Genomic DNA, 19,537 nt, shown 5'->3' on the forward strand with positions numbered 1-19,537 from the left:
GAGGCCGGGCTTTTCCCTAAGCATACAGACGCTTACTTGTTCAGCGCATCCTTGAGCGCCTTGGCAGGAGCGAAGGAAAGCTTTTTGGCCGCTGCAACCTTGATAGTCGCGCCCGTCCCTGGATTGCGGGCCTCGCGCTCGGGCGTGTGCTTCACCTTGAACTTTCCGAAGCCGGGGAGGCTGGTCTCGTTGCCCGCGATCGCTGCTTCGGTGATCGACACGATCACGGCCTCCACGATGGTCTTGGCCTGAGCCTTGGTCAGGCTATGGTCGGATGCAATCTTGTCGGCAATTTCGTTCGTGGTCGTCATGGTCTTGTCTCCGCATCATTGACGACAGGAGCCTCGCAGCCGACGTCGGGCATGTCATCGGAGCAAAGCAGCAGAAGAGCCCGGAAATTGGGTCTTTCCACAACTTCGCAATGCTGGGGCCCCAAAACGAGCTCTTCCACCGCGGCGCCCTCGAAATGGGTGCCATACGGATAGGTGTATGTCTGCTCAGTCTGGCCAAGGGTGCCATGAGCGATCGCGCCGCGTCAAGGTCGTAGCGGCACCTCCAATTTTGCCTCCGCTCCGGTTCCCTCCGCTCCAACAAAATCGGTTCCTCCGCACGCCGGCTCCGCCGGTCGCTGACGCGAACCTTGACCCGACACGACCCCTCATGACCGCGGGCGTCGTCATTCACAACGTCAAGGAGACGAAGATGCTGCTGGAACAACACATTGAAGAGCTGCGCCTGGAATTGAATGCATCGAACGACGCGATCGAGCGCCGCGAGATCGAACTCGAACTCGAACTGGCACGCGTCGAGCTTGCGGTGATCATCGCCGAACAGGACGGCCAGATCTCGGCCGAGCCTCCCTTCTGAGGGAGGCTTTTGCCGTCCAGCTTGGCCCGGCCCGCCGGATCGACCGGCGGCCCGGGCGCGAAGCGCCGCTTCGCAAGCCTGTAGCGAGCATTGTGGCTCGAAGGCCTTGTCGAGATGCGCAACTCTTCCTTTCGAAACCATCTCATCCTTGTCGGGATGTTGCAGCCGGTCTGCCGTGGCGCAACCTGCGTCGCAGGTCCTCCGCTGCGCTTCGGCCGTGCCGGTGCATCACGGCAGACGGGCTGCCTCCAACTCCCGCGACGACATTTTTTTTGAAAGGAGCACATATCATACGTCACCTCGCGAAATTCCTCGCCGCCACCAGCCGCAGGCTCAGCGCGCTGACCAGGGTCCTTCGCCATTTGTTTCGCAAGGGCAAGCTTGGTCTCAAGCTGGCGATCAAGATCCCATTCTTCGTCCAGATCGAAATCGCTTTCGAGACCGATTGGGACTGACGGCAATAATGGCTCGCCACGGCGGGCCTTTTCCATCGCCGTTCTCGCGCAGTCAGACCTGGTCTCGTTGCCCGGCCGGGCGGTAGCCGCGGCCACGCTTCTGGCGCAGAATGTCCAGAAACAATGACACCGCCTCCTGCTCATCTTCGAAGACATGGAGTTTCGACTGCCCCCGCGATCCGATCCGGCCCCACCGCCGAGTTAGGCAAGCCTGGCCGAAGAGTGTCGCCGAGATGTCCATGGCATAATAGCGCGCCATGTTTTTCAGGGCATCCGATCGTTCGACATAGAGCTGATAGGGTTGTGAGATCATGCCGGCAGCATCGTAGATCGCGCCGGGCCGGTCCAACGACAGTTTTGAATCGATCAGTGGCACCCGATTCATTTTCGTGATGGATGCTCGGCGAGGACGCGAAGCGATCTGGGCGAGCCAGCCCTGCCGACCGTGCTCTACTCGCGCCGCAGGGCGTCGCTCCCGAAGCCCGTGTTGCGGTCTTCGCCTTCGGCAACGATCACTCTCGCGGGATGAAACGGCCGCATCGACCGGCCGCCCCATCGCAAGGAGAGCCCCTCACACAGCACGCCGGCTGAACGCCGGAGGCGGGCACGGCTCCTCTCGGGCCGTGATCTCTTCTCTCTCTGACCTCCCATGATACACCCGACACTCCGGCGTCAAGGACTGCGCGGCGCCTCCAAATTTCCGCCGGCGCTCGTCGAGCACCGACATAAACTCGGCTCCTCCGCTGGCCGCCTCTGGCGGTCCCGTGCCGCGATCCTTGACCCCTCGCGTCTACAGTGCGGCCTCCTCTCGTCAGAAAGCGAAAGGAGACTTCAATGACACAGCGCAAGATCAAGTACATCGATGGTGGAAGCCCGGAATACTGGCGGCAGCGCACGGAGGGGTTTCGTCTCATTCATGAAGCCGAGCGCGCCTACGAGCGCGTCCAGCGCGCACCGCAATATATATCCGGTGGCTATGATGAGGACGGCGATATCATTCCCGTCGAAAACCTCGGTCCGTGGGATGCGACGGATGCCGCAATACAGGCCATCGAGGCGGACGAGACGGCGGTTGATATTCTCGTTGCCCAGCGTCGGACCCAGATCGGGATGTGGCGGATCGGCGCCGTGATCCGAGAGCTCGCCGGCTCAGCCGTTCGATACGATCCTGACACCATGCCTGATTGATCCACAAGCGAGAGGCGGCACCTGCCGTCTCTCGCGCTTTTCGATCCCCTGACCGCTTGCTGGCCTCGAGCCTGCGCGCGGTCGTGAGGGGAGAGACTTGCCGCCTCTCCCCTCACACACCCCTCTCCCTGCGGAGCGGGTCTTGACCCGCCCGGCCTTTCGGGCCGGTAGGCGGACGCTGCCGCGACTTCCCCAAACAATACGGAGGAAATGGGCATCCTCCGCTTCACCCTCATCTTTCGGGTATCCGCTTCGTCTCCCCATTTCCTCCTGCGGGGTGCTCGCCGTCCATCGCTCGCAGCCTTCGATGTTCGATCCCTGCGGTCCGAACATCCCGGCAGCTCGCGACGACGGCTCCCTTCTGCATCTTCTTCAGACCGGCCAAACACCGCGCTGTTCCTGCGACGCGGATCGTCGGTGTGACACCTTCGATCGCTGTTGCTTCGTCTGACGACACGCAACAGCATATGCGTCTCGGGCACGGTGTTCGGCCGGTCTGAAGAAGATGGCAGGATAGGCTATTGGTATACCCACAGCCGTTTCGCCCGAGGGGCGAGAGCAAGGCGCGCCTTGCAGAGGGGTCTCAGAGGCTTTCGGAAAGCCGCCGAAAAGGCGAGTGCCAAATGGCTCCCTGGTCCGGCGACGGAGGGCAAAAATTCGACCGGAAGACAGAGGAACACCTATAGGTTGCGATCGGCCAATGCGGGGATGAGTGCTTCGGCAAATCGGCAAATCGGCAAATCGGCAAATCGGTGTATCGGTGTATCGGTGGATCGGTGAATAAGGCGCGCGCGGATTCCCCGAGTGAGCCGATGCGAGAATCGGCGAATGAGCGTTTAGGTGAACCGGCGAACATGCGAATGCGTGCATCCGCGGATAGGTTTTTAAGTGAATGCGGCATTCGGTAAATAGGTGAGTGTGCGTACCGGTGAACCAGTGATTAGCCTATTGGGCCAATCGGCGTTTGAGCGGATCGGTGAGCCGCCTAATGAACGAACGTGCATATAGGTGGATACGCAGATCGGCTGTTGAGCGTATCGGCGACTGCGCGACTGAGGTATTGGCTGTTCGGTGCCTTACCTGTTAAGCGGATAGGCTCATAGGCAAACGCATGGACCTGCAGGGACCGCCAAGCTGATCTATGTGATCTGACTTGCGGGAGGGCGACGCCATTTCCGCCAAACATTTTCGACACGCGAAGATCTTGAGGCACAGAAATCATGGTGCTAGAAATTATACTGAAGTGTAAGTTTTTCATGGTGGCCGCAACTGGTAAACGTCCGAGCTCTTTTGACGAAGGAATGGTTCCCGGCCCCTGTCACGGTCGACTGCCCAGGCTGCGGTGCCCAGACGCGATCGGCTGCTATCGTGGTTGGGCCGACCAGCCTGGTGAACGATACTGGCTTCAAGCCGGACGATGATTTGCTATCCAAGCCCTGGAAGCAGCTCAATGGCTATGCCCTGGTCGAGAACCTAAGCGGTCGAACCCAGAATATGGAACGGTTCATCCTTGATCGCTTTCATGCATCCTTTGTCATGGTAGATGGCAGCCTGCGATCGATATGTCAGCATTGCCATGATGCGCTCCCTGTGGATGCCATGCGAGCCCCAGCGATGAACGCCTTCCTTCGGCTGGGTGCGCAACGCCTGCTGATCAACGAAGGCTTGCTCATCTTCTCTTCTCATGTGGAATTGACCGCGTTCAGGAGCGGCACGGCCATCGAGGAAGATCGCCTGCCGCATCCCGATTATGCGTTGATGCTTGTCTGCGACGCCGAAAGCCGGGCCGGCGAGACCGGCACAATCGAACTCTGGCACAGCATCGCTCGCGGCGATTACGCGTTGATCATCAAGGGGCATGCGGGCCAGGAGATGCTTCGTGACGGCATGAGCGATAATCTGGCAAGCGTTGCCGCGGTCATTTCTGATCTCGGTCTTGTCGTGACCGAGCTCCATCTGGCTCGGTCCGCATCTCCTTTCTGTTCGCTCGCTCGCGATCTCTTCATCGACGCATTGATTGACGTTGGCTATGGCCGGGAACCCCAGGAGTAACGACATGCAGGATTTGAAGGCACTTTGCCTGGTATCGACCTTGACGGCATCGTTGGCAGGATGTGCAAGTGTCAAGCCGCCACCACGTCCGCTCCCACCGGCACCCTATATCTATTTGAGTCTGGGTGATTGCAGGCACTACGGCTCAACGATCGTCGACTGCCAGTTGGAATACGGCACGGAATTCGCGCGTCATCGTCTGGGCTCAGTTCAGCAGACGGGGCGCGGCTATCCGCCCGCGGACGACTACCGCTATCAGGTTGCCTCCTGCGCGTCGGCGCCGCGCATTCAAAAAGAGCTTCCGAACTATATTTGCCAAATCTACGGGTCGCGATCGGGAGCGGATGCGGGGTCAGTGCTGGTCAAGGGCGGCACGGCGGTCCGTCTCGCCAAGATATTCGGGGATCAGGAGCAATTACGATATCGTTGGACTGCAGATCGCTGGTCACGCGTACGCGATTGAAATCGAACCGTTTTCGAAACTCTGCGGGAAACTCGATGAAACATAAATTATACGCGAGTGATATTTTCAGTTGATTTTCTCGACGGAATACAGTTCAAAACTTATACCGCAGTGTAATTTTGAACTGGTTCAAAAATGGATCGCAGCTCGTTTTACCTCAAGACGTTATCGCAAGGCATACGGTCACGTAGTTCCGTCTGGTCCGCAATCGCCTCGGTCTTTTTCCTCACGGGGTATGCCTCGAGCCTCGGCAACGAACATCATGTCTGGCAGGGTACGGGGACCGACCCGTATCCTGCGGGTTCAAGCGTAGCGCCGAAAACCGCTAGGCCGTTATCAAGGTCCGACATACCGGGGGAAGCATCTCGACCGGTGCTTGTTTCTGCCCCGGTGATCAACGCTGAAAACCTGGCAGCGCGGTTCGGCAGCCCACTTTCGGGCTCAAACCATCCATCCGTTGTTTCTGCAGACCGCCCGACGCTTCCCGTATCTCATACTGTGTCTCTTTTTCAGAAGCCGAGCGGCGATGAAGGAGCGAAACACCGGCGTGCTGCCTATTCCTCGATCGGCGTCTTCTCGCTTGGCGAAGCGCCAACCGAAACCAGACCCGGGGCGGACACTGGCGTCCCAGAGGCATCTCATATCATGTCGCCGCGAAGTGATCTTCTCGATGGCGTACCGGAAGCCTACGCAGCGCTCGCTGTCCGGATCGCGGCAGAAGAAGAGGTCGATCCGAACTGGGTGCTGGCTGTCATGCGTGCCGAAAACGCAGGCTTCGATCGGCAGCTCGCCAGCGCGGCCGGTGCCATCGGCCTGATGCAGGTCATGCCGCAGATCGGGACGGCCTTCGGTGCCACCGACCTGACAGATCCCGAACAGAATATTCGCGCCGGAACGCGCTTCCTGCACCTGCTGATCGGCAAATACCGCAATCCCGTGCTGATCGCCTCGGCCTACAACGCCGACGAGCCGCGCGTCGATGCCACCCATTCGCTGCCGTTGATCCAGGAGACTGCCGACTATGTCACGCGGGTCGTCGGATACTACACGGGTATGCCAGCAGCTCTCCCGGCGGCTCAAGCGACTATGCGGCCCCCGGCAGTCGCCTCGCCAGCTGCCCACAGGGGGCGGGCCGAACGCGCGAAGTCCCCGATGCTTGTTTTCTCAGTTGCGGAACCGTCAGCGGCGCTCGGGCCTGCTCCTCAGGAGTTTGGTCCGATCGTCGCCGGCGGTCCGGTGAAGATCGTCAAGGAAGAGGTAATCCGATGAAGAATTCCGCAATCGCAGTCGCCACCTTCTATGGAAAGGCCGCCTGGTATTGGCTCGCAAGGCATAAGGCTATTGGCAACACGGCATGCGTGGTTGCAGCCAGTATGATCCTCGTGCTGGTCCAGTACGAGCCCGCCGCGGCCCAGAACCTGGACGCCCTTCAGAATGCCGCCGACAGGCTCGTCCAATTCTTCACTGGACCCTTTGGTCGTTCAATAGGTGCGATCGCGTTCATCGGCATGTTCCTGGCCGCAGCCTTCGGCTACTGGTCATGGGGTGCGCTGTTGCGGGTCGGCGGAAGCCTTGCCGGCATGTTCGCGGCCGCGGAGCTCGTTGACTTTCTCGCCGGCACTGGGGCCTGATCATGGCCGGCGGCGGCACAACGATCGACGGGGCCGATGAGACCATCGAATCCTATCCCGTCATTCTTGCCCTGACACGTCCACCAACGGTCATGGGCATTCCATACACCTATTTCCTTGCCGAATGCTTCGTCTCGCTGATGGTGTTCATGATCCTTGGCTCGATCCTCTGGTTTCCGGCCACGTTCATCGTCCTCCACGGCATTCTCTACCTGCTGACCGTCAAGCTTGATCTCTGGTTTTTCGACATCGTCGGGCGGCTCAGCATGTGCGGCGTCAACCCCCTCGGCCGCCGCCTGGGCGGCGGCATCAGGACCTATGGAGTATAGGCGATGAGCACGATGGCACGATCCTTAAAGGGAAGCCTGTCGAAAGGTTGGGAGATCTTCGCGGACAAAAGCGTCGCGACCCATGTCCCTTTCTATGTCCCAATCGAAAATGGCATCATCCGGCTGAAGAACGACTGCCTGGTCTCGACCATCCAACTGACCGGTTTCTCCTTCGAGACCGCGGATATCGAAACCATCAACATGCTGCAGCGCCAGCGCAACGCTGCCTTCCGTGCGATCTCATCGATCGGCAATTTCGCACTCTACACGCATGTGATCAGGCGCAAGGTCGCGCCATCTCTGCCCTCGACCTTTGCCGATCCCTTCATGCAGCGGCTCGACCACGTCTATCAGTCGAGCATCTCCAGGAACGAGATGTTCGTCAACGATACCTATGTCTCGCTGGTCGTTCGGCCTCTGTTCAAGAAGGGCTCGACCCTGTCTCGCGTCATGGGCATCGGCGGCAATGTCGTTCGCAAGGAGCAGTTCCGGGCGATGCGCGACAGGCTGGTCGAGGCGACCCGTGCGTTGGAAAAGTCGCTTGTCGTCTACAGTCCGAAGGTTCTGCGCGACGTCCAGCGTATCGAGGCCGATCTTGGCAATGGTCGAGCGATCTACAAAGCGATCGCCGACGATGCCGTCCTGGAGGAGGGCGCTCGAAAAGTCTGGTTCTCTGAACAATGCGAGTTCTTCTACACTCTGCTGAATGGTGGGCGCGTGCGTCCGGTTCGTCTCGGCAATATCCCGATCGACGAGATGCTGCCGGCGCGCCGCACCTCGATCGGCAACCGGCTCATTCATCTTGGAGGCGATACCGCTGGCGACGACCGGTATGCCGCCATGGTGTCGCTGAAGGAATATCCGCCTGAGACCGGGGCTGGCATGCTCGACTATATCCTCAAGCTGCCATTTGAAATGGTGTTGACCCAGTCGATGTCCTTTGTCGACGACATGTCCGCACGGGGCCGTATCGAGCGTCTCGATCGGCAAATGTCGAAGGCGGACGAGGGCGGTTCTAGTGTTCAGGCCAATCTCGACATCGCTCGGGACGAGCTTGCCCGCAAGCGTGTCGCCTTCACCGAACATCATCTGACCGTCATGCCGATCGCGAAATCCACCACCCAGCTCGACGATGCGGTTGCCCTGATCGGTAATGAACTGGGCGCGCTCGGGGCATCCTATGTCCGCGAGGACCTTAATACGGAGCCGGCCTACTGGGCGCAGCTTCCAGGCAATCAGGCCTATATCGCACGCCGGGCGATGATTTCCACCTTGAACTGTGCCGGATTGAGCAGCTTTCACGCCTATCCCTATGGCAAGCCGGACGGCAATCATTGGGGACCGGCAATCACGATCTTCGAGACCACGTCCGGCACGCCGTTCTTCTTCAATTTCCATCAGGGTGATGTGGGGCATGCGACCGTCTTCGGGCCCACCGGTTCCGGCAAGACGGTGATCATGTCCTTCCTGATCCTGCAGGCGTACCGGGTCAGCCCGCGGCTGAAAACAATCGTCTTCGACAAGGACCGGGGCCTCGACATCATGGTCAGGGCCGCAGGGGGCACCTACATGACGCTGGAGCCCGGAGAGCCTTCGGGCTGGAACCCATTGCTTCTCGACGATACCGAGGACAATCGCGTTTTCCTCTATGGCCTGCTCAGCTTCATGTTGAAGCCGACAAAGCAGGGAGAAACCCTCTCGCCTCAGGAAGAGGCAATTATCCGCAATGCCATCAAGTCCGTTCTTAAGACCAAGGACAGGTCCTATCGGCGCCTTTCGTCCTTGCGTGCGCTTCTTGCCGGCAGCGAGCGCACAGAAGGCAGCCTGATCGCCAGGCTCGACAAGTGGGTCGACAAGGGACCCTATGCCTGGCTCTTCGACAATGCCGACGACAGTCTCGACATCTCCCGTCCGATGATCGGCTTCGACATGACGTCGATCCTCGACGACCCGACAGTTCGCACCGCTGCACTCCTGTACATGTTCCATCGCCTGGACAAGATCTACGACGGAAAGGCGCCGATCATCAATCTGATGGACGAAGCCTGGAAGCTGCTCGACGACGACGAGTTCAAGCGCACCATGAAGGACTATTTCAAGACCATCAGAAAGCGGAACGGTCTGGTGATTTTCGGGACGCAGTCGGCAGACGACGTGGTCCAGTCGAGTGTCAGCCGGACCATCATCGAACAAACCTCCACCAATATCTTCTTCGCCAATCCGAAGGCTGACGAGAGCTCCTACATGGGGCATTTCGGGCTATCGCGGGCTGAGTTCGACTGGGTCAAGAACGGCGATCCGAGTTCTCGCTTCATGCTGATCAAGCAGGCGAAAAGCAGCGTGATCGCGCGTGTCGATATGTCCCACATGCCCGAATTCATTAAGGTCCTGTCCGGGCGCGAAGAGACTGTTCGCGAGGTCGAAATGCTTCGCGACGACTACGGCGACGACCCGAAGGGCTGGCTGTCGAAATTCTGCGACTGGGAGGGGGACGTGTCCGATGACCACGCCAAGACTTCCTGAACTGGCAACCGTCGGCGCGCTCGCGTTTGCCACCATCATGGTGCCCTCGGTTTCGCGCGCGCAGGTCCCGGTGATCGACGACACCCGCCTGAAAAGCGACGAGGCGACCCGCGATAGTTACGAGCCCTACCAGGCCGACACGCAAAGCGTCAAAGGAGCTTCAGGTGGAACCACGGACAGCGTCGCTCCAGGGGAGGGATCCGGAGCGCCTGCAGATTGCTCGGCGGCCGGAATGGCTGGCGATGCGGCGCCGGCCGGCCCGTCGAAGCGAACCCCAAGCCAGCAGGAAGTCGCCCGCATGGTTCGGGATGAGGCGATCCGGCAGGGCGTCGATCCCAACTTTGCCATGGCGATCGCCGAGCAGGAATCTCGCTTTCGCCAATCCGCGCGTTCCGGGGTCGGGGCGACCGGCGTGATGCAGTTGATGCCGGGGACGGCAGCAGGGCTTGGTGTGAACCCCTATGACACGCAGGATAATATCCGCGGCGGGGTCAAGTACATCAAGCAGCTCCAGGGCATGTTCGGCGAGCGTTACGACCTGATCGCCGCGGGCTACAATGCCGGCCCCTATCGCCAATCGCTTCAAAACGGCCAGATCCCGAACATTGCCGAGACCCAGGACTACGTCAGAAAGGTCTCAGGGTATTACGAGCGCAACAAGGCCGAGAATGGCGACCCGACGCCGACCGGAACCGGGGCGAGCGAGCCTGAGACACTCAGCGATACCACGGGCTGTGGAGAACAACTGAAGAAGGCCGTCGACCGCAATACACAGGCGCAGGTCGAGCGCGCAACGACTTGGAACGCGTTCGCCCAGAAATCGCTCGAGGCGAACCAGCAGTATCTACAGCGCCTCCAGGCTGGCCTGCAATCATCTTCGTCGAGCCTGCGAGGTTCCGGAGGCGGCAACTCCAAGGACAGAGACGGATCACTGGTGATGGCGCAAATCCAGTGCCCGACGACGATCATCGACACGGGCAGCACACGCTGCTTTGCCGTCCCGACAAACGCCACGATGGAGCAGGTACAGCGCTGGCTTGAAGATCTTCAGGATGCGGCACGCGCCAATGGTGACACAGCGACCTTCTCGGCGATTCAGGATCCTGCCCTTGGATTGGTGACTGTCGTTGATGCCCGGCCATCGGAAAACTGACGAAACAGCAAAGGAGAGGCTTATGCATAGGATTGTTCTTGCCGTTGGGTTCGGTCTGGTTACTTCGCCACATGCCTTCGCACAGGTTCCAGTCAAAGACTCGGCCAATATTGCGGCAGCGCAGGAAATAGAGCGGCTGTCGAAACAGATCCAGCAGGATACGTCGGTCGTCAAGGATAACGTGACGAAGACACTGCAGGCGATCGTCGGTGATCGTACACAGGATGCCAGCCAGTTTGCCAAGCTCGCCACCGGAGACGGCTTCAGCATGGGCCAAGCACCCGACTTCAATTCGATCTTGTCGAGCAACGAGGCGGTATTCGGCGGCATCAGCGGCCAGTTCCAGAACACGGCCGCCAAACTGATCAACGGCCTCAACCTCGTGAAAATGGTCGTCGATACGGCCAAGGGCAGCGATCTGTCCGGGGCCAATCAGGCCTATTCCCAAGGGATCAACGCATTGACGACGCTGACGGCGCTGACTGATGCGATGAACAGCGCTACAAAAGACCGCCAAAATTCCTTTATGCAGGCGACTGAGAAGATAGGTTCGGCGCAGGACCTGAAGGGGGCGCTGGAGCAGAACACCCAGATGGTCCTGCAAGGAAATCAGACCGCCAATGAGGCCGTCGGCTCGCTCAACAACCAAGTCATGCTGTTGAACCAGCAATACAAGGCTGCCCTGGCGACGTCTTCGCAAAATCTGAAGACTTTCGCCACGCTTCCAGACAGCGTCATTCGTGAGGGCAGCTCATCGATCACAGATACTGCGTCGGTGCGCGATCAGCTGAAAGCGTTTGAGGAGCAGTCCCAGTGAGGGGTGTTGCGACGATGATCGGCATTGCCCTAGTGCTGAGTGGCTGTGCCGGGAAATACGAGCAGCTGGCCAAATGTTCGGCGGACGACAGCCCGGTGCCGGCGCTCGACTACGGGCCGGAGCAGCCTGCTCCGCCGGCGCCAGCGTTCGATGCTTTGCTGCCGCACGATTGCGGCCCGATGCGACCGGTCAATCAATTCTAGCCGGCAATTCCAGCCCGCCAACAGGATTTGAGGGGACGAGATGGATCCAGTCAGCTATGCGATCAATTTCTATGGCGACGCGCTCAGATATTTCGACAAGATCAATACGGCGTCGCTGGCGCGGGCATGGGGATTGTTTGCTGAAAACGGCGAACTTGTAAGCGCCATCCTGGCGATCTTTCTGGCCATTTACTTCATGATGGCAGCCTTGGGCCAGACCCGGATTTCTGTGGCCGATATGGCGATTACGGGTTTTAAGGTCGCCCTTGCCTATGCGCTGATCATGTCCTGGGCGACGTTCTACGACAGTATCGGCCAGTTCGTTCTCACCTCACCGCAGGATCTCGGCTCGGCGATCTCCTCGGCCATGGGTGGTCAGTCGGCAGGGGCCGATCTGGCTCAACAGGTCGCGTCAATGGCACGCAAGGTCTACGACTTCGCCATGCAGCTGTTCAATTCCTACGAGTCCGGATGGCTGCCGAACGTTACAGGCGCCGTCATCGTCTTCATCGTCCTGGTCTTCGGTCTTTTGCCGATGTTGCTGATCCTCACCGGCGTGACGCTTTTTGCCAAGATGATCACAGCTGTGATGATGGCGATCGGACCGATCGCCATCCTTTGTTATTTCTTCGGCATTACCCGGTTTGTCTTCGATGCATGGGTGAAGGGCATCGCCTTCGGCATGTTCATGCTTCTCTTTACTTACGTGATGGCCGGCCTCTCGTTCGGCTTCCTCGTTGGTATGATGGACACGGTCAATGATGACATGGCCACAAGCGAGAACGCGCTCGCGATCGTCGTCGCCATGGTGCTCTACTTGGCGCTGATAGCCTATTTCATTTTCCAGGTCCCTGATTTCGCACGAACCTTCGCCTACGGCGCGATAACGGGCAGTCCGGGCGGCGGCGGCGTCGATACCATTTATGGTTCGGCCCGTCGATCGCTATCCTCCAGCAGTTCGCGCCGAGGGCAGGCCGCCGCGGTCGCGCTCGGGATGCTGGCCGGGCCGAAAGGGGCGCTGGCGGCGGGCGCCCTTGCCGGTCGCGGCGGCATGGCGGCGTCAGGCGCGCTCGGCCGGATGCTGACCATGCGGCGGCGCAGCGGCGGGTGAAGTGGAAATGATCGCGGCCACTCATCGGCCAGCAAATTTTGACAGCAGGTATTTTGGGGGTAGATCTTGGCATTCTTCAAAAGACAAGTGCGTACCGAGCCGGCCGGTCAGGTTGCCGGCCCACAAATCATTTACGATCAACATCATTCCTGGGGCGAGAGGAATCGGTCGCTGCGGTCATTGATCGGTATAATGCTACTGATCTTTTCCCTCGCCGGCTGGGCCATCGCCGGCATCTTGTCATTCTCGGTCGCGCAGCTCTTCCCGCTCGTACGCACCGAGGTCGTGCCGCTGATCGTCGATAAGAATACCGGGTACATGGAAACAGTTACCACGCTCGACAAGGATCGCTCTGACGTATCGGAACTTCAGGCGGTGCAGGCGTCCTTTGTTGGGAACTATGTCATTCGTCGAGAGACCTACGACCCCCGCTACCTCTCGGACAACTTCGACATGATCGCGCTCTGGTCGGAGCCGAATTCCTCCGCCTTCAAGGAATACGAAGAGTGGATGAACCCCAGCAATCCACGTGGGCCGGTCAGGACCATGGGCGCGACAGGAGGCATCCGTGCGGAGATCCTGTCGGTCAATCCACTCAATGCCTCGACCATGGCCGTGCGCTTTGAAACGCAAGAGCGGCGCCGTGGCGGGGATGTCGTCAATCGCTGGTCGGCGACCGTGCGATATCGGCAGATCAATCTTCCGGCAAGCAATCGCGTACGCCTACACAATCCGCTCGGCTTTGTCGTCACGGAATATGCCAAGGTGCCGGAAAACATGCCATCGGGGCTCGTGCCATGAAGCGATGGATGATCGCGCTCTCTGTCTTGGCGGTTCTTGAGCCAACGATCGCGAATGCCGAGTTGCTGGCGCGACCTGGCAGGCTCGACCCGCGTATCCGCTCGCTGCCTTATTCCGCGCAGCAGGTCTTCCAGGTGACGGGCACGTACGGTCTGGTAACCACCATCCTGTTTGGTGCCGACGAGGCCATCACGCAGGTCGCTGCCGGCGACACCGTGTCCTGGCAGATACTCACCTCTGCTGACAGGCGGTCGCTGACCCTGAAGCCGATGGAGAAGGATGCTGCGACCAACCTTTCCGTGGTGACGACAAGGCGCACCTATTCTTTCGATCTGCGGGTCAACGACAGCAAGGCTATGCAAGACCAGACGTTCAAACTGAAGTTCACCTATCCGGAAGACGCCGGCCTCAAGGGGACGGCCGAGCTCTGGAAACAGGCGCAGGATGCGCAGCGCAATCCGAACATCAAGAACATTCGCCGCGACACGGTCAACTATGACTATGGCTTCAAAGGCAACGATGCGGCCAAGCCCCTCTGGGTCTTCGATGACGGGCTGAAGACCTTCATGAAGTTCAGGGGTGATACTCCGGCAATTCTCATCGTTGATGCGAGGCGTAGGGAAAGCCTCGTGAACTACCGGCGGGAAGCGGACTACGTCGTTATCGACAAGGTCTCGCGGCAATGGTCGCTGCGCTATGGCACGGAAGAAGAGACGTGCCTCTTCAATCTGCGGACCGTGCCTGCCGACATCCCCGCACCGATTGAGGGTGCCGTTGCCCCAAAGCGCTTGGGCGGCGCCACTACCTCACACTCCCAATCGAGATAGGACGGCAGTATGTCAGATCCCAGTTTCAGTTCGCCTATTTATCGCTCGCTGGACGGTGATGCGTCGCTCGGCGGACCGGTCGGACGGGCCGGTATCGGCGTTATGCGCCCGTTGGCATTGGTTGCGGCGATCGCCGGCTTTGGCGTTGTCCTCTATTTCCTCCTGTCCAGCGGCGAAAAGGAGCTGGTCGTCGACAACACGCCGCGCGAAGAATTCCGCCCTGTGCAGACGCCCCGAAACGAGGGGTTCAGATCACCCGCGCCGCCGCCATTGCCCACCGTTGAAGTGCCGGAGGCGCCGCCTCCACCACCGCCTCCGCCGCCAGCCCCCGTCGTGCCGGCCGTGGCACCTGTACTTCCCGCGCTGGAAGTCGATTGCACCAGACGCAATAACCCGGACAATCCGCGTTGCATCGAACTTGCCCGCCAGGCCAAGCTACTCGAGCGCGTGCGGTCCTCGGCCATGGTCTTCGACAAGACGAACGAGCCCCAGAGTGCTGCGCAGGCCACGACCTCAGGGGCGGGTGCCGCGCCGTTCGGCATGGGGTCGATGTCGGGTGCTGATGCCGCCTCCACATCCGACAATGGCGGCGCAGTCGATGGAGACCGGGCATTCCTCAAGGCGATGGGCGGCCAGGGTGTCCAGGTCTCGGTTGCCACCGAGAACCGTCGGACCGACGCGTGGATCCCGCAAGGCACGATGATCCGCGGGACATTGGAGACCGCCATCAATTCCGATCTCGCCGGCATGGTGAAGGGGATCGTGCGAGAGGATGTCTATTCCTTCGACGGGCGACGGATCCTGATCCCCGCGGGTTCATCGCTGATCGGGGACTACAAGTCCGGTGTCGAGCGCGGGCAGGAGCGGGTCCTGATTGTCTGGACGAGGATGATTAGGGGCGACGGGGTTTCGGTGCAGCTTGGCTCTTACGGGACCGACCGTCTCGGGCGCTCGGGTATGACCGGCATCGTCGATCGGAAATATTGGGAGCGGTTCGGGCCGCCGGCGCTGATGACCCTGATCGGTGGTGCCACACAGTACATCGCCCAGCTCGGTCAGAAGAACAACCAGTACATCACCGTGGTCAATAGTGACGGAATCGTCACGAGGGTCCCTCAAAACAGCGGCGACACATCCCAGGATCGCGCCCGGCAGATTGCCGCCGAGACGATCGCATCCGGCATCCAGCAACTGGGTACTGGAGCTTTCCAGGATAGCCGCAACATTCGGCCGACCATCCATATCCGCCAAGGCTCCGACATTAATGTTTTCGTCACACGCGACCTCGATTTCGCTGACCTTTATCCCGATCCGGTCCGCGAAGAGTTCGATCGGTTGCGCAAGCAAAGAGGTGGCAAATGAACGCCCGCCCAGTAATCTCAGCAGAGCATCATTTTCTGGCCGAGGCTTTGGAGCCGATACGGCGATTTCTCGATGATCCAGGGATTGTCGAGATATCCTGCCAGGCCAATGACGAGGTCTGGCTTGAAAAGATTGGCCATCTCGCCATGGTGAGGGAGCTGGTCGAAGGTCTCGACCAGGAGGCGATCCGCCACATGGCTTCGCGGGCGGCGTCCTACACGAAGCAGACGGTCAACGCCCAGAACCCGCTGCTGTCTGCGACCTTGACCGGCGGGGAGCGTGTCCAGTTCGTGCTAAACCCGACGTCTGCAACCGGCCATGCATTTTCGATCCGCAAGCAGTTCATCCGGCGCTTCGACCTAAACGACTACGATCGGGCCGGCGCTTTCCACTTCACCAAGGTCACCGGTGACGACTATATCGATGACGTCGACATCGAGTTGTCCCGCCTTTTGCGTGGGCGACAAGTCCGCGAGTTCCTTGAACTCGCGGCGATAAACCATCGAAGCATGCTGATCTCGGGTGGCACATCGACCGGCAAAACCACCTTCCTCAATACGATGCTAACCGCTATCCCCAATCAGGAACGGTTCATCCTGATACAGGACACCGCCGAGCTCGAGCCCCTCCAGGCAAATGTCGTGTCATTGCTCGTCTCAAAAGGTGGTCAGGGGGAGGCGAGGGTGACGATGGGCGATCTTCTCGCCACCGCGTTGCGCCTGAGGCCCGACCGGATTTTCATGGGCGAGCTGCGTGGCGACGAGGCGTTCGACTTCCTCAATGCTATCAATACGGGGCATCCCGGCTCGATGTCGACGATCCACGCAAACTCACCGCACCACGCCTTCAATCGCCTGTCGACGTTGGTGCTCAACAGCAATGTGCGCATGGAGCGGGATGATATCATTCGTTACATCCGCTCCATCATTCCGATCGTGGTCCAGCTGAAGAAGAGTGACGCCGTCGGCGGCCGCGGCGTCAGCGAGATCTATTTTGCCGATGAGGTCGATGACGATGGCAAACGTATCCACGCTCAGCGAGATTGAGCGCCCGAAGTGGTCAGGCCTGCAGAAAGCGTCGCCGCTTACCCTTCCGTTCGCCATCCTCGGCGCGGCCGGCCTGTGGCTTTTCATGTTCGTGACGATCTACGATGCGTATGTTGTCTCGTTTGGGCAGGGGTCGTACTTCGACTATGTCGGTGCGGTACGCTTTGCCGACGGCGTGCGCTACACGTGGTCGATCATCCACACGAGAGATACGGTCGGGCTTTCTATCCTCGCTTTTGCGCTGTCCTCGCCGTTACTGTTCTTTGTTTTGAGCCTCTGGATGCTAAAGGCGGGAAGGGCCTTCTCGCGGAAGATCCTCTATTTGCTCCATGTCCGGTCGATGTTCAGTCTCATAGCGCTGACCGCTATGATCTTCGCGGCAGCCTATGCCGGCGTCATTGCCTACGGCATTGCCTTCTACATGGTCGCAACGAAGGCAGGCGAGCACGTCGAGATCGCCAGCTATTACGGGAACCACCTCGCGCTCATGTATCAGGCACCCTTCGGGGCGACGGACGCGGCCGGGGCTTATCAGAAACCCTCCCGCCAGATTATCTTTGCGGCGCTTGCCGGTCTTGCTGCTGCGGGTGCCCTGGTCGGCTTTCCAATCGGGGCCGCCATTCAGAAGCGTCAGCGGATGATCATGGGCCGGGCGAGGCTTGCAACGTTGAAGGATGCCGCTGATTTTAGGCTGAGAGACAAGCATGGCATCGTGCTTGGCTTGAAACAGGGCCTGCTTCTGCGCAATGACGGTGACCAGCACGTCATGGTCATTGGTTCGCCCGGCCAGGGGAAATCGCGCAGCTTCGTCATCCCGACGATGATGAGCTTTGAAGGATCGCAGGTCATCCTTGATATGAGCGGCGAGCTCTTCGACGAGACCTCGGGTTACCTCAAGGACAAGGGCTACGATATCTTTCTGTTGGCGCCGGGATCGAAGTTCACCGACGGCTACAATCCGCTCGATCTGATCAGCACCGACCCGAACCAGCGGATCACTGACCTGCAGAAACTGACCCAGATGCTGCTTCCGGATCGCCTTCGTTCGGATACCTCGGACTTCTGGGAAGAGAGCGCCAGGATCCTGCTGACGGCGATGCTCGGCTTTGTCCTGGAATGTCCGGATACGCGCAAATCGTTAAGCGAGCTCAACCGCATCCTCAACTCCATGTCAGACGAGCGGAAGGCGATCGTCCAGCTCCTCGAGAACTACGAGGCGGTGCTCTCGGACCAGACCCGGATGCAGCTGACGAAGTTCGCTGGCCGCCACGAGAAGCTCGGGGAAGGCATCGCCGCGGAAATCGTGGCCAAGCTGAACTTCCTGCAAAACCCGATGGTCGAGGCGCTGACATCGATCACCACGATCCCGATCGACGCAATCAGAAAGCGGAAGCTTGCCATATTCATCCAGGCGGACTGGAATGCCATACAGATCTACGGGCGGCTGCTCTCGATGTTCATCGAGCAAATGGCCGACAAGTTGGTGCAACTCGGGCCATTGCCGAACGGCGAGCACGAAGTCCTGATGATGCTCGACGAGTTCGGCAATGGCGGCCGCATCGACACCGTGCTGACCTTGGCGCCGCTCATTCGCAAAAATGGGGTTCGTTTCGTCTTCATCCTTCAGGATGGCGCCCAGCTTGAACGCCTCTATCAACGGTCCGGCCAGAAGATCCTGATGGGGGCTTCCACGATCAAGCTGTTTATGAACTTCCAGAACCAGGAGGATGCGACCGCGGTATCCATGGCGGCGGGCAAGACCACGAAATGGGTAGAACAGTCCACCTATTCGCACCGCCATGGTCGTAGGCAGCGGTCAATCTCGAAAGTGCCGGTTTCCGTCGATCTGCTTCCCGTCAATACGCTGATGATGATGAAGCCGGAAGAAGCGATCCTTCATATTACTGGAATGCCGTTGATGCGGATCATGAAGCTTGATTCCGGCGGTGAACGCATGTTCGCCAAAGTCCGTAGGTTCAAGCCGATGGCAAAGCCCTGCATGGAGCCGATTGAGTGGACGTTGGAGCATGGCGCCGCATCAGCAGCGGGTGCCGATCGCACGCCTAATCCGCCGGGCCAGAAGCCGCACGACCTGCGATTTGTCGTCAAGAATGGTGAGCGACACGTCTACATCTCCTCGTTGGACGAGCTTCGTTATCGGCTCGATCTCGATGAGACCCGCGAGGTCGGCGTCGCAGAGGCAGAGCCTCAGACGGAGACGCCGGACCCAAAAGTGAAATCGCTGTCGAAGCAGGCTTCGAGCGCGCGTCAGAGGAAAAGGTCGCCGCCACAGCCCCCGGAAGAAAGCGTCATCGATATCGGGATTGACGACGAGGCGTTGGAGCGGATGGTCTATCCTGGACCGCCGGGCGGGCGCGATCAGGTCCTATCCTCTGCGTCAGTCTCGTCTAGTTTGGAGAATTCAGCATATCGTAGCCCGCCTGTGTTGCGGCGGCAGGACGTCAGGCAGGTGTTCGGCGAAGATATTCGGGCTCTTAATGAGGCGATATTCCAGCAGACAGAAGACAGCGACATCGATCCGATGGCGCTCAATAAGGACGTCGACCTGCTGATCAGGAACCTATCCCATCGGCTTTCGGACGACGCGTCGAGAAACCATTTGCGAGAGTTTGCAGAGGCAGCACGTGACCCTTTGCGTGAAGATCCCGCCCAAGCCGAAGAGCCATAAAGCCGAAGATCTGCGATGCT

Annotated in this window: 20 protein-coding genes; 18 read left to right on the forward strand and 2 right to left on the reverse strand. The window is 59.6% G+C overall.

Going from position 1 to position 19,537, the window contains the following annotated elements:
- Nucleotides 1-32: 32 nt before the first annotated feature.
- Entirely contained in the window at nucleotides 33-311 is a 279-nt protein-coding gene (locus AC0JZ4_RS25685; protein WP_471889343.1) for an HU family DNA-binding protein, read from the reverse strand.
- A gap of 349 nt (nucleotides 312-660) precedes the next feature.
- Here AC0JZ4_RS25685 and AC0JZ4_RS25690 point away from each other — a divergent pair, with 349 nt between their 5' ends.
- Both AC0JZ4_RS25690 and AC0JZ4_RS25695 read left to right on the forward strand, forming a co-directional pair.
- Complete coding sequence (locus AC0JZ4_RS25690; protein ID WP_471889344.1) at nucleotides 661-867, forward strand: hypothetical protein; 207 nt, start codon at nucleotides 661-663, stop codon at nucleotides 865-867.
- 272 nt (nucleotides 868-1,139) lie between these two features.
- On the forward strand, nucleotides 1,140-1,322 hold the full coding sequence (locus tag AC0JZ4_RS25695; RefSeq protein WP_471889426.1) for a hypothetical protein: 183 nt from the start codon (nucleotides 1,140-1,142) through the stop codon (nucleotides 1,320-1,322).
- Between the two features lie 52 nt (nucleotides 1,323-1,374).
- On the opposite strand, the gene AC0JZ4_RS25700 is transcribed toward AC0JZ4_RS25695, so the two are convergent.
- Nucleotides 1,375-1,692 carry a WGR domain-containing protein gene (locus tag AC0JZ4_RS25700; RefSeq protein ID WP_471889423.1) on the reverse strand — a complete coding sequence of 106 codons (318 nt, stop codon included), beginning with the start codon at nucleotides 1,690-1,692 and terminating at the stop codon, nucleotides 1,375-1,377.
- A 464-nt stretch (nucleotides 1,693-2,156) separates the two neighbouring features.
- On the opposite strand from AC0JZ4_RS25700, the gene AC0JZ4_RS25705 reads away from it, so the two are divergent.
- The 16 genes from AC0JZ4_RS25705 to AC0JZ4_RS25780 all read left to right on the forward strand — a co-directional run bounded on the left by AC0JZ4_RS25705 (nucleotide 2,157) and on the right by AC0JZ4_RS25780 (nucleotide 19,517).
- The gene (locus AC0JZ4_RS25705) at nucleotides 2,157-2,510 is read left to right on the forward strand and encodes a hypothetical protein (RefSeq protein WP_471889345.1); all 354 of its coding nucleotides are present in this window, start codon (nucleotides 2,157-2,159) and stop codon (nucleotides 2,508-2,510) included.
- A 1,290-nt stretch (nucleotides 2,511-3,800) separates the two neighbouring features.
- Nucleotides 3,801-4,562, forward strand: a complete 762-nt coding sequence (locus AC0JZ4_RS25710) for a hypothetical protein (RefSeq protein ID WP_471889346.1) — start codon at nucleotides 3,801-3,803, stop codon at nucleotides 4,560-4,562.
- Between the two features lie 4 nt (nucleotides 4,563-4,566).
- Nucleotides 4,567-5,025, forward strand: coding sequence for a hypothetical protein (locus AC0JZ4_RS25715; RefSeq protein WP_471889347.1), 459 nt, complete (start codon nucleotides 4,567-4,569; stop codon nucleotides 5,023-5,025).
- 645 nt (nucleotides 5,026-5,670) lie between these two features.
- Nucleotides 5,671-6,294, forward strand: coding sequence for a transglycosylase SLT domain-containing protein (locus AC0JZ4_RS25720; protein ID WP_471889348.1), 624 nt, complete (start codon nucleotides 5,671-5,673; stop codon nucleotides 6,292-6,294).
- Nucleotides 6,291-6,656 (forward strand): TrbC/VirB2 family protein, encoded by a 366-nt coding sequence (locus tag AC0JZ4_RS25725; RefSeq protein WP_471889349.1) that lies wholly within the window; start codon nucleotides 6,291-6,293, stop codon nucleotides 6,654-6,656. Before AC0JZ4_RS25720 ends, AC0JZ4_RS25725 begins: the two co-directional genes overlap by 4 nt.
- Before the next feature lie 2 nt (nucleotides 6,657-6,658).
- A complete protein-coding gene (locus tag AC0JZ4_RS25730) occupies nucleotides 6,659-6,985 on the forward strand; it encodes a VirB3 family type IV secretion system protein (RefSeq protein WP_471889350.1) in 327 nt (108 codons plus the stop codon).
- 3 nt (nucleotides 6,986-6,988) lie between these two features.
- Nucleotides 6,989-9,508 carry a VirB4 family type IV secretion/conjugal transfer ATPase gene (locus AC0JZ4_RS25735; protein WP_471889351.1) on the forward strand — a complete coding sequence of 840 codons (2,520 nt, stop codon included), beginning with the start codon at nucleotides 6,989-6,991 and terminating at the stop codon, nucleotides 9,506-9,508.
- Nucleotides 9,486-10,661, forward strand: coding sequence for a lytic transglycosylase domain-containing protein (locus AC0JZ4_RS25740; protein ID WP_471889352.1), 1,176 nt, complete (start codon nucleotides 9,486-9,488; stop codon nucleotides 10,659-10,661). The genes AC0JZ4_RS25735 and AC0JZ4_RS25740 overlap by 23 nt, the downstream gene beginning before the upstream one ends.
- A complete protein-coding gene (locus AC0JZ4_RS25745; protein ID WP_471889353.1) occupies nucleotides 10,639-11,478 on the forward strand; it encodes a conjugal transfer protein in 840 nt (279 codons plus the stop codon). Before AC0JZ4_RS25740 ends, AC0JZ4_RS25745 begins: the two co-directional genes overlap by 23 nt.
- A 14-nt stretch (nucleotides 11,479-11,492) precedes the next feature.
- A complete protein-coding gene (locus AC0JZ4_RS25750; protein ID WP_471889354.1) occupies nucleotides 11,493-11,681 on the forward strand; it encodes a hypothetical protein in 189 nt (62 codons plus the stop codon).
- A 40-nt stretch (nucleotides 11,682-11,721) separates the two neighbouring features.
- Entirely contained in the window at nucleotides 11,722-12,792 is a 1,071-nt protein-coding gene (locus AC0JZ4_RS25755) for a type IV secretion system protein (protein WP_471889355.1), read from the forward strand.
- 66 nt (nucleotides 12,793-12,858) lie between these two features.
- Nucleotides 12,859-13,593, forward strand: coding sequence for a VirB8 family type IV secretion system protein (locus tag AC0JZ4_RS25760; RefSeq protein ID WP_471889356.1), 735 nt, complete (start codon nucleotides 12,859-12,861; stop codon nucleotides 13,591-13,593).
- A gap of 8 nt (nucleotides 13,594-13,601) precedes the next feature.
- Nucleotides 13,602-14,420: a TrbG/VirB9 family P-type conjugative transfer protein gene (locus AC0JZ4_RS25765; protein ID WP_471889357.1), complete on the forward strand. Its 819-nt coding sequence runs from the start codon at nucleotides 13,602-13,604 to the stop codon at nucleotides 14,418-14,420.
- A 9-nt stretch (nucleotides 14,421-14,429) separates the two neighbouring features.
- Nucleotides 14,430-15,782 (forward strand): type IV secretion system protein VirB10, encoded by a 1,353-nt coding sequence (gene virB10, locus AC0JZ4_RS25770; protein WP_471889358.1) that lies wholly within the window; start codon nucleotides 14,430-14,432, stop codon nucleotides 15,780-15,782.
- Nucleotides 15,779-16,828 (forward strand): P-type DNA transfer ATPase VirB11, encoded by a 1,050-nt coding sequence (gene virB11 / locus AC0JZ4_RS25775; RefSeq protein ID WP_471889359.1) that lies wholly within the window; start codon nucleotides 15,779-15,781, stop codon nucleotides 16,826-16,828. The genes virB10 and virB11 overlap by 4 nt, the downstream gene beginning before the upstream one ends.
- On the forward strand, nucleotides 16,797-19,517 hold the full coding sequence (locus AC0JZ4_RS25780; RefSeq protein ID WP_471889424.1) for a type IV secretory system conjugative DNA transfer family protein: 2,721 nt from the start codon (nucleotides 16,797-16,799) through the stop codon (nucleotides 19,515-19,517). Before virB11 ends, AC0JZ4_RS25780 begins: the two co-directional genes overlap by 32 nt.
- The last annotated feature ends 20 nt before the right edge of the window (nucleotides 19,518-19,537 follow it).

The sequence above is a fragment of the [Rhizobium] kunmingense genome (genome assembly GCF_977018605.1).

Coding starts and splice junctions, on each gene's coding strand:
- AC0JZ4_RS25745 (WP_471889353.1), top strand. CDS start 10,639: ATGCCCGGCCATCGGAAAACTGACGAAACAGCAAAGGAGAGGCTTATG.
- AC0JZ4_RS25730 (WP_471889350.1), top strand. CDS start 6,659: ATGGCCGGCGGCGGCACAACGATCGACGGGGCCGATGAGACCATCGAA.
- virB10 (WP_471889358.1), top strand. CDS start 14,430: ATGTCAGATCCCAGTTTCAGTTCGCCTATTTATCGCTCGCTGGACGGT.
- AC0JZ4_RS25725 (WP_471889349.1), top strand. CDS start 6,291: ATGAAGAATTCCGCAATCGCAGTCGCCACCTTCTATGGAAAGGCCGCC.
- AC0JZ4_RS25720 (WP_471889348.1), top strand. CDS start 5,671: ATGTCGCCGCGAAGTGATCTTCTCGATGGCGTACCGGAAGCCTACGCA.
- AC0JZ4_RS25685 (WP_471889343.1), bottom strand. CDS start 311: ATGACGACCACGAACGAAATTGCCGACAAGATTGCATCCGACCATAGC.
- AC0JZ4_RS25735 (WP_471889351.1), top strand. CDS start 6,989: ATGAGCACGATGGCACGATCCTTAAAGGGAAGCCTGTCGAAAGGTTGG.
- AC0JZ4_RS25740 (WP_471889352.1), top strand. CDS start 9,486: ATGACCACGCCAAGACTTCCTGAACTGGCAACCGTCGGCGCGCTCGCG.
- AC0JZ4_RS25715 (WP_471889347.1), top strand. CDS start 4,567: ATGCAGGATTTGAAGGCACTTTGCCTGGTATCGACCTTGACGGCATCG.
- AC0JZ4_RS25705 (WP_471889345.1), top strand. CDS start 2,157: ATGACACAGCGCAAGATCAAGTACATCGATGGTGGAAGCCCGGAATAC.
- AC0JZ4_RS25765 (WP_471889357.1), top strand. CDS start 13,602: ATGATCGCGCTCTCTGTCTTGGCGGTTCTTGAGCCAACGATCGCGAAT.
- virB11 (WP_471889359.1), top strand. CDS start 15,779: ATGAACGCCCGCCCAGTAATCTCAGCAGAGCATCATTTTCTGGCCGAG.
- AC0JZ4_RS25780 (WP_471889424.1), top strand. CDS start 16,797: ATGGCAAACGTATCCACGCTCAGCGAGATTGAGCGCCCGAAGTGGTCA.
- AC0JZ4_RS25690 (WP_471889344.1), top strand. CDS start 661: ATGACCGCGGGCGTCGTCATTCACAACGTCAAGGAGACGAAGATGCTG.
- AC0JZ4_RS25755 (WP_471889355.1), top strand. CDS start 11,722: ATGGATCCAGTCAGCTATGCGATCAATTTCTATGGCGACGCGCTCAGA.
- AC0JZ4_RS25750 (WP_471889354.1), top strand. CDS start 11,493: ATGATCGGCATTGCCCTAGTGCTGAGTGGCTGTGCCGGGAAATACGAG.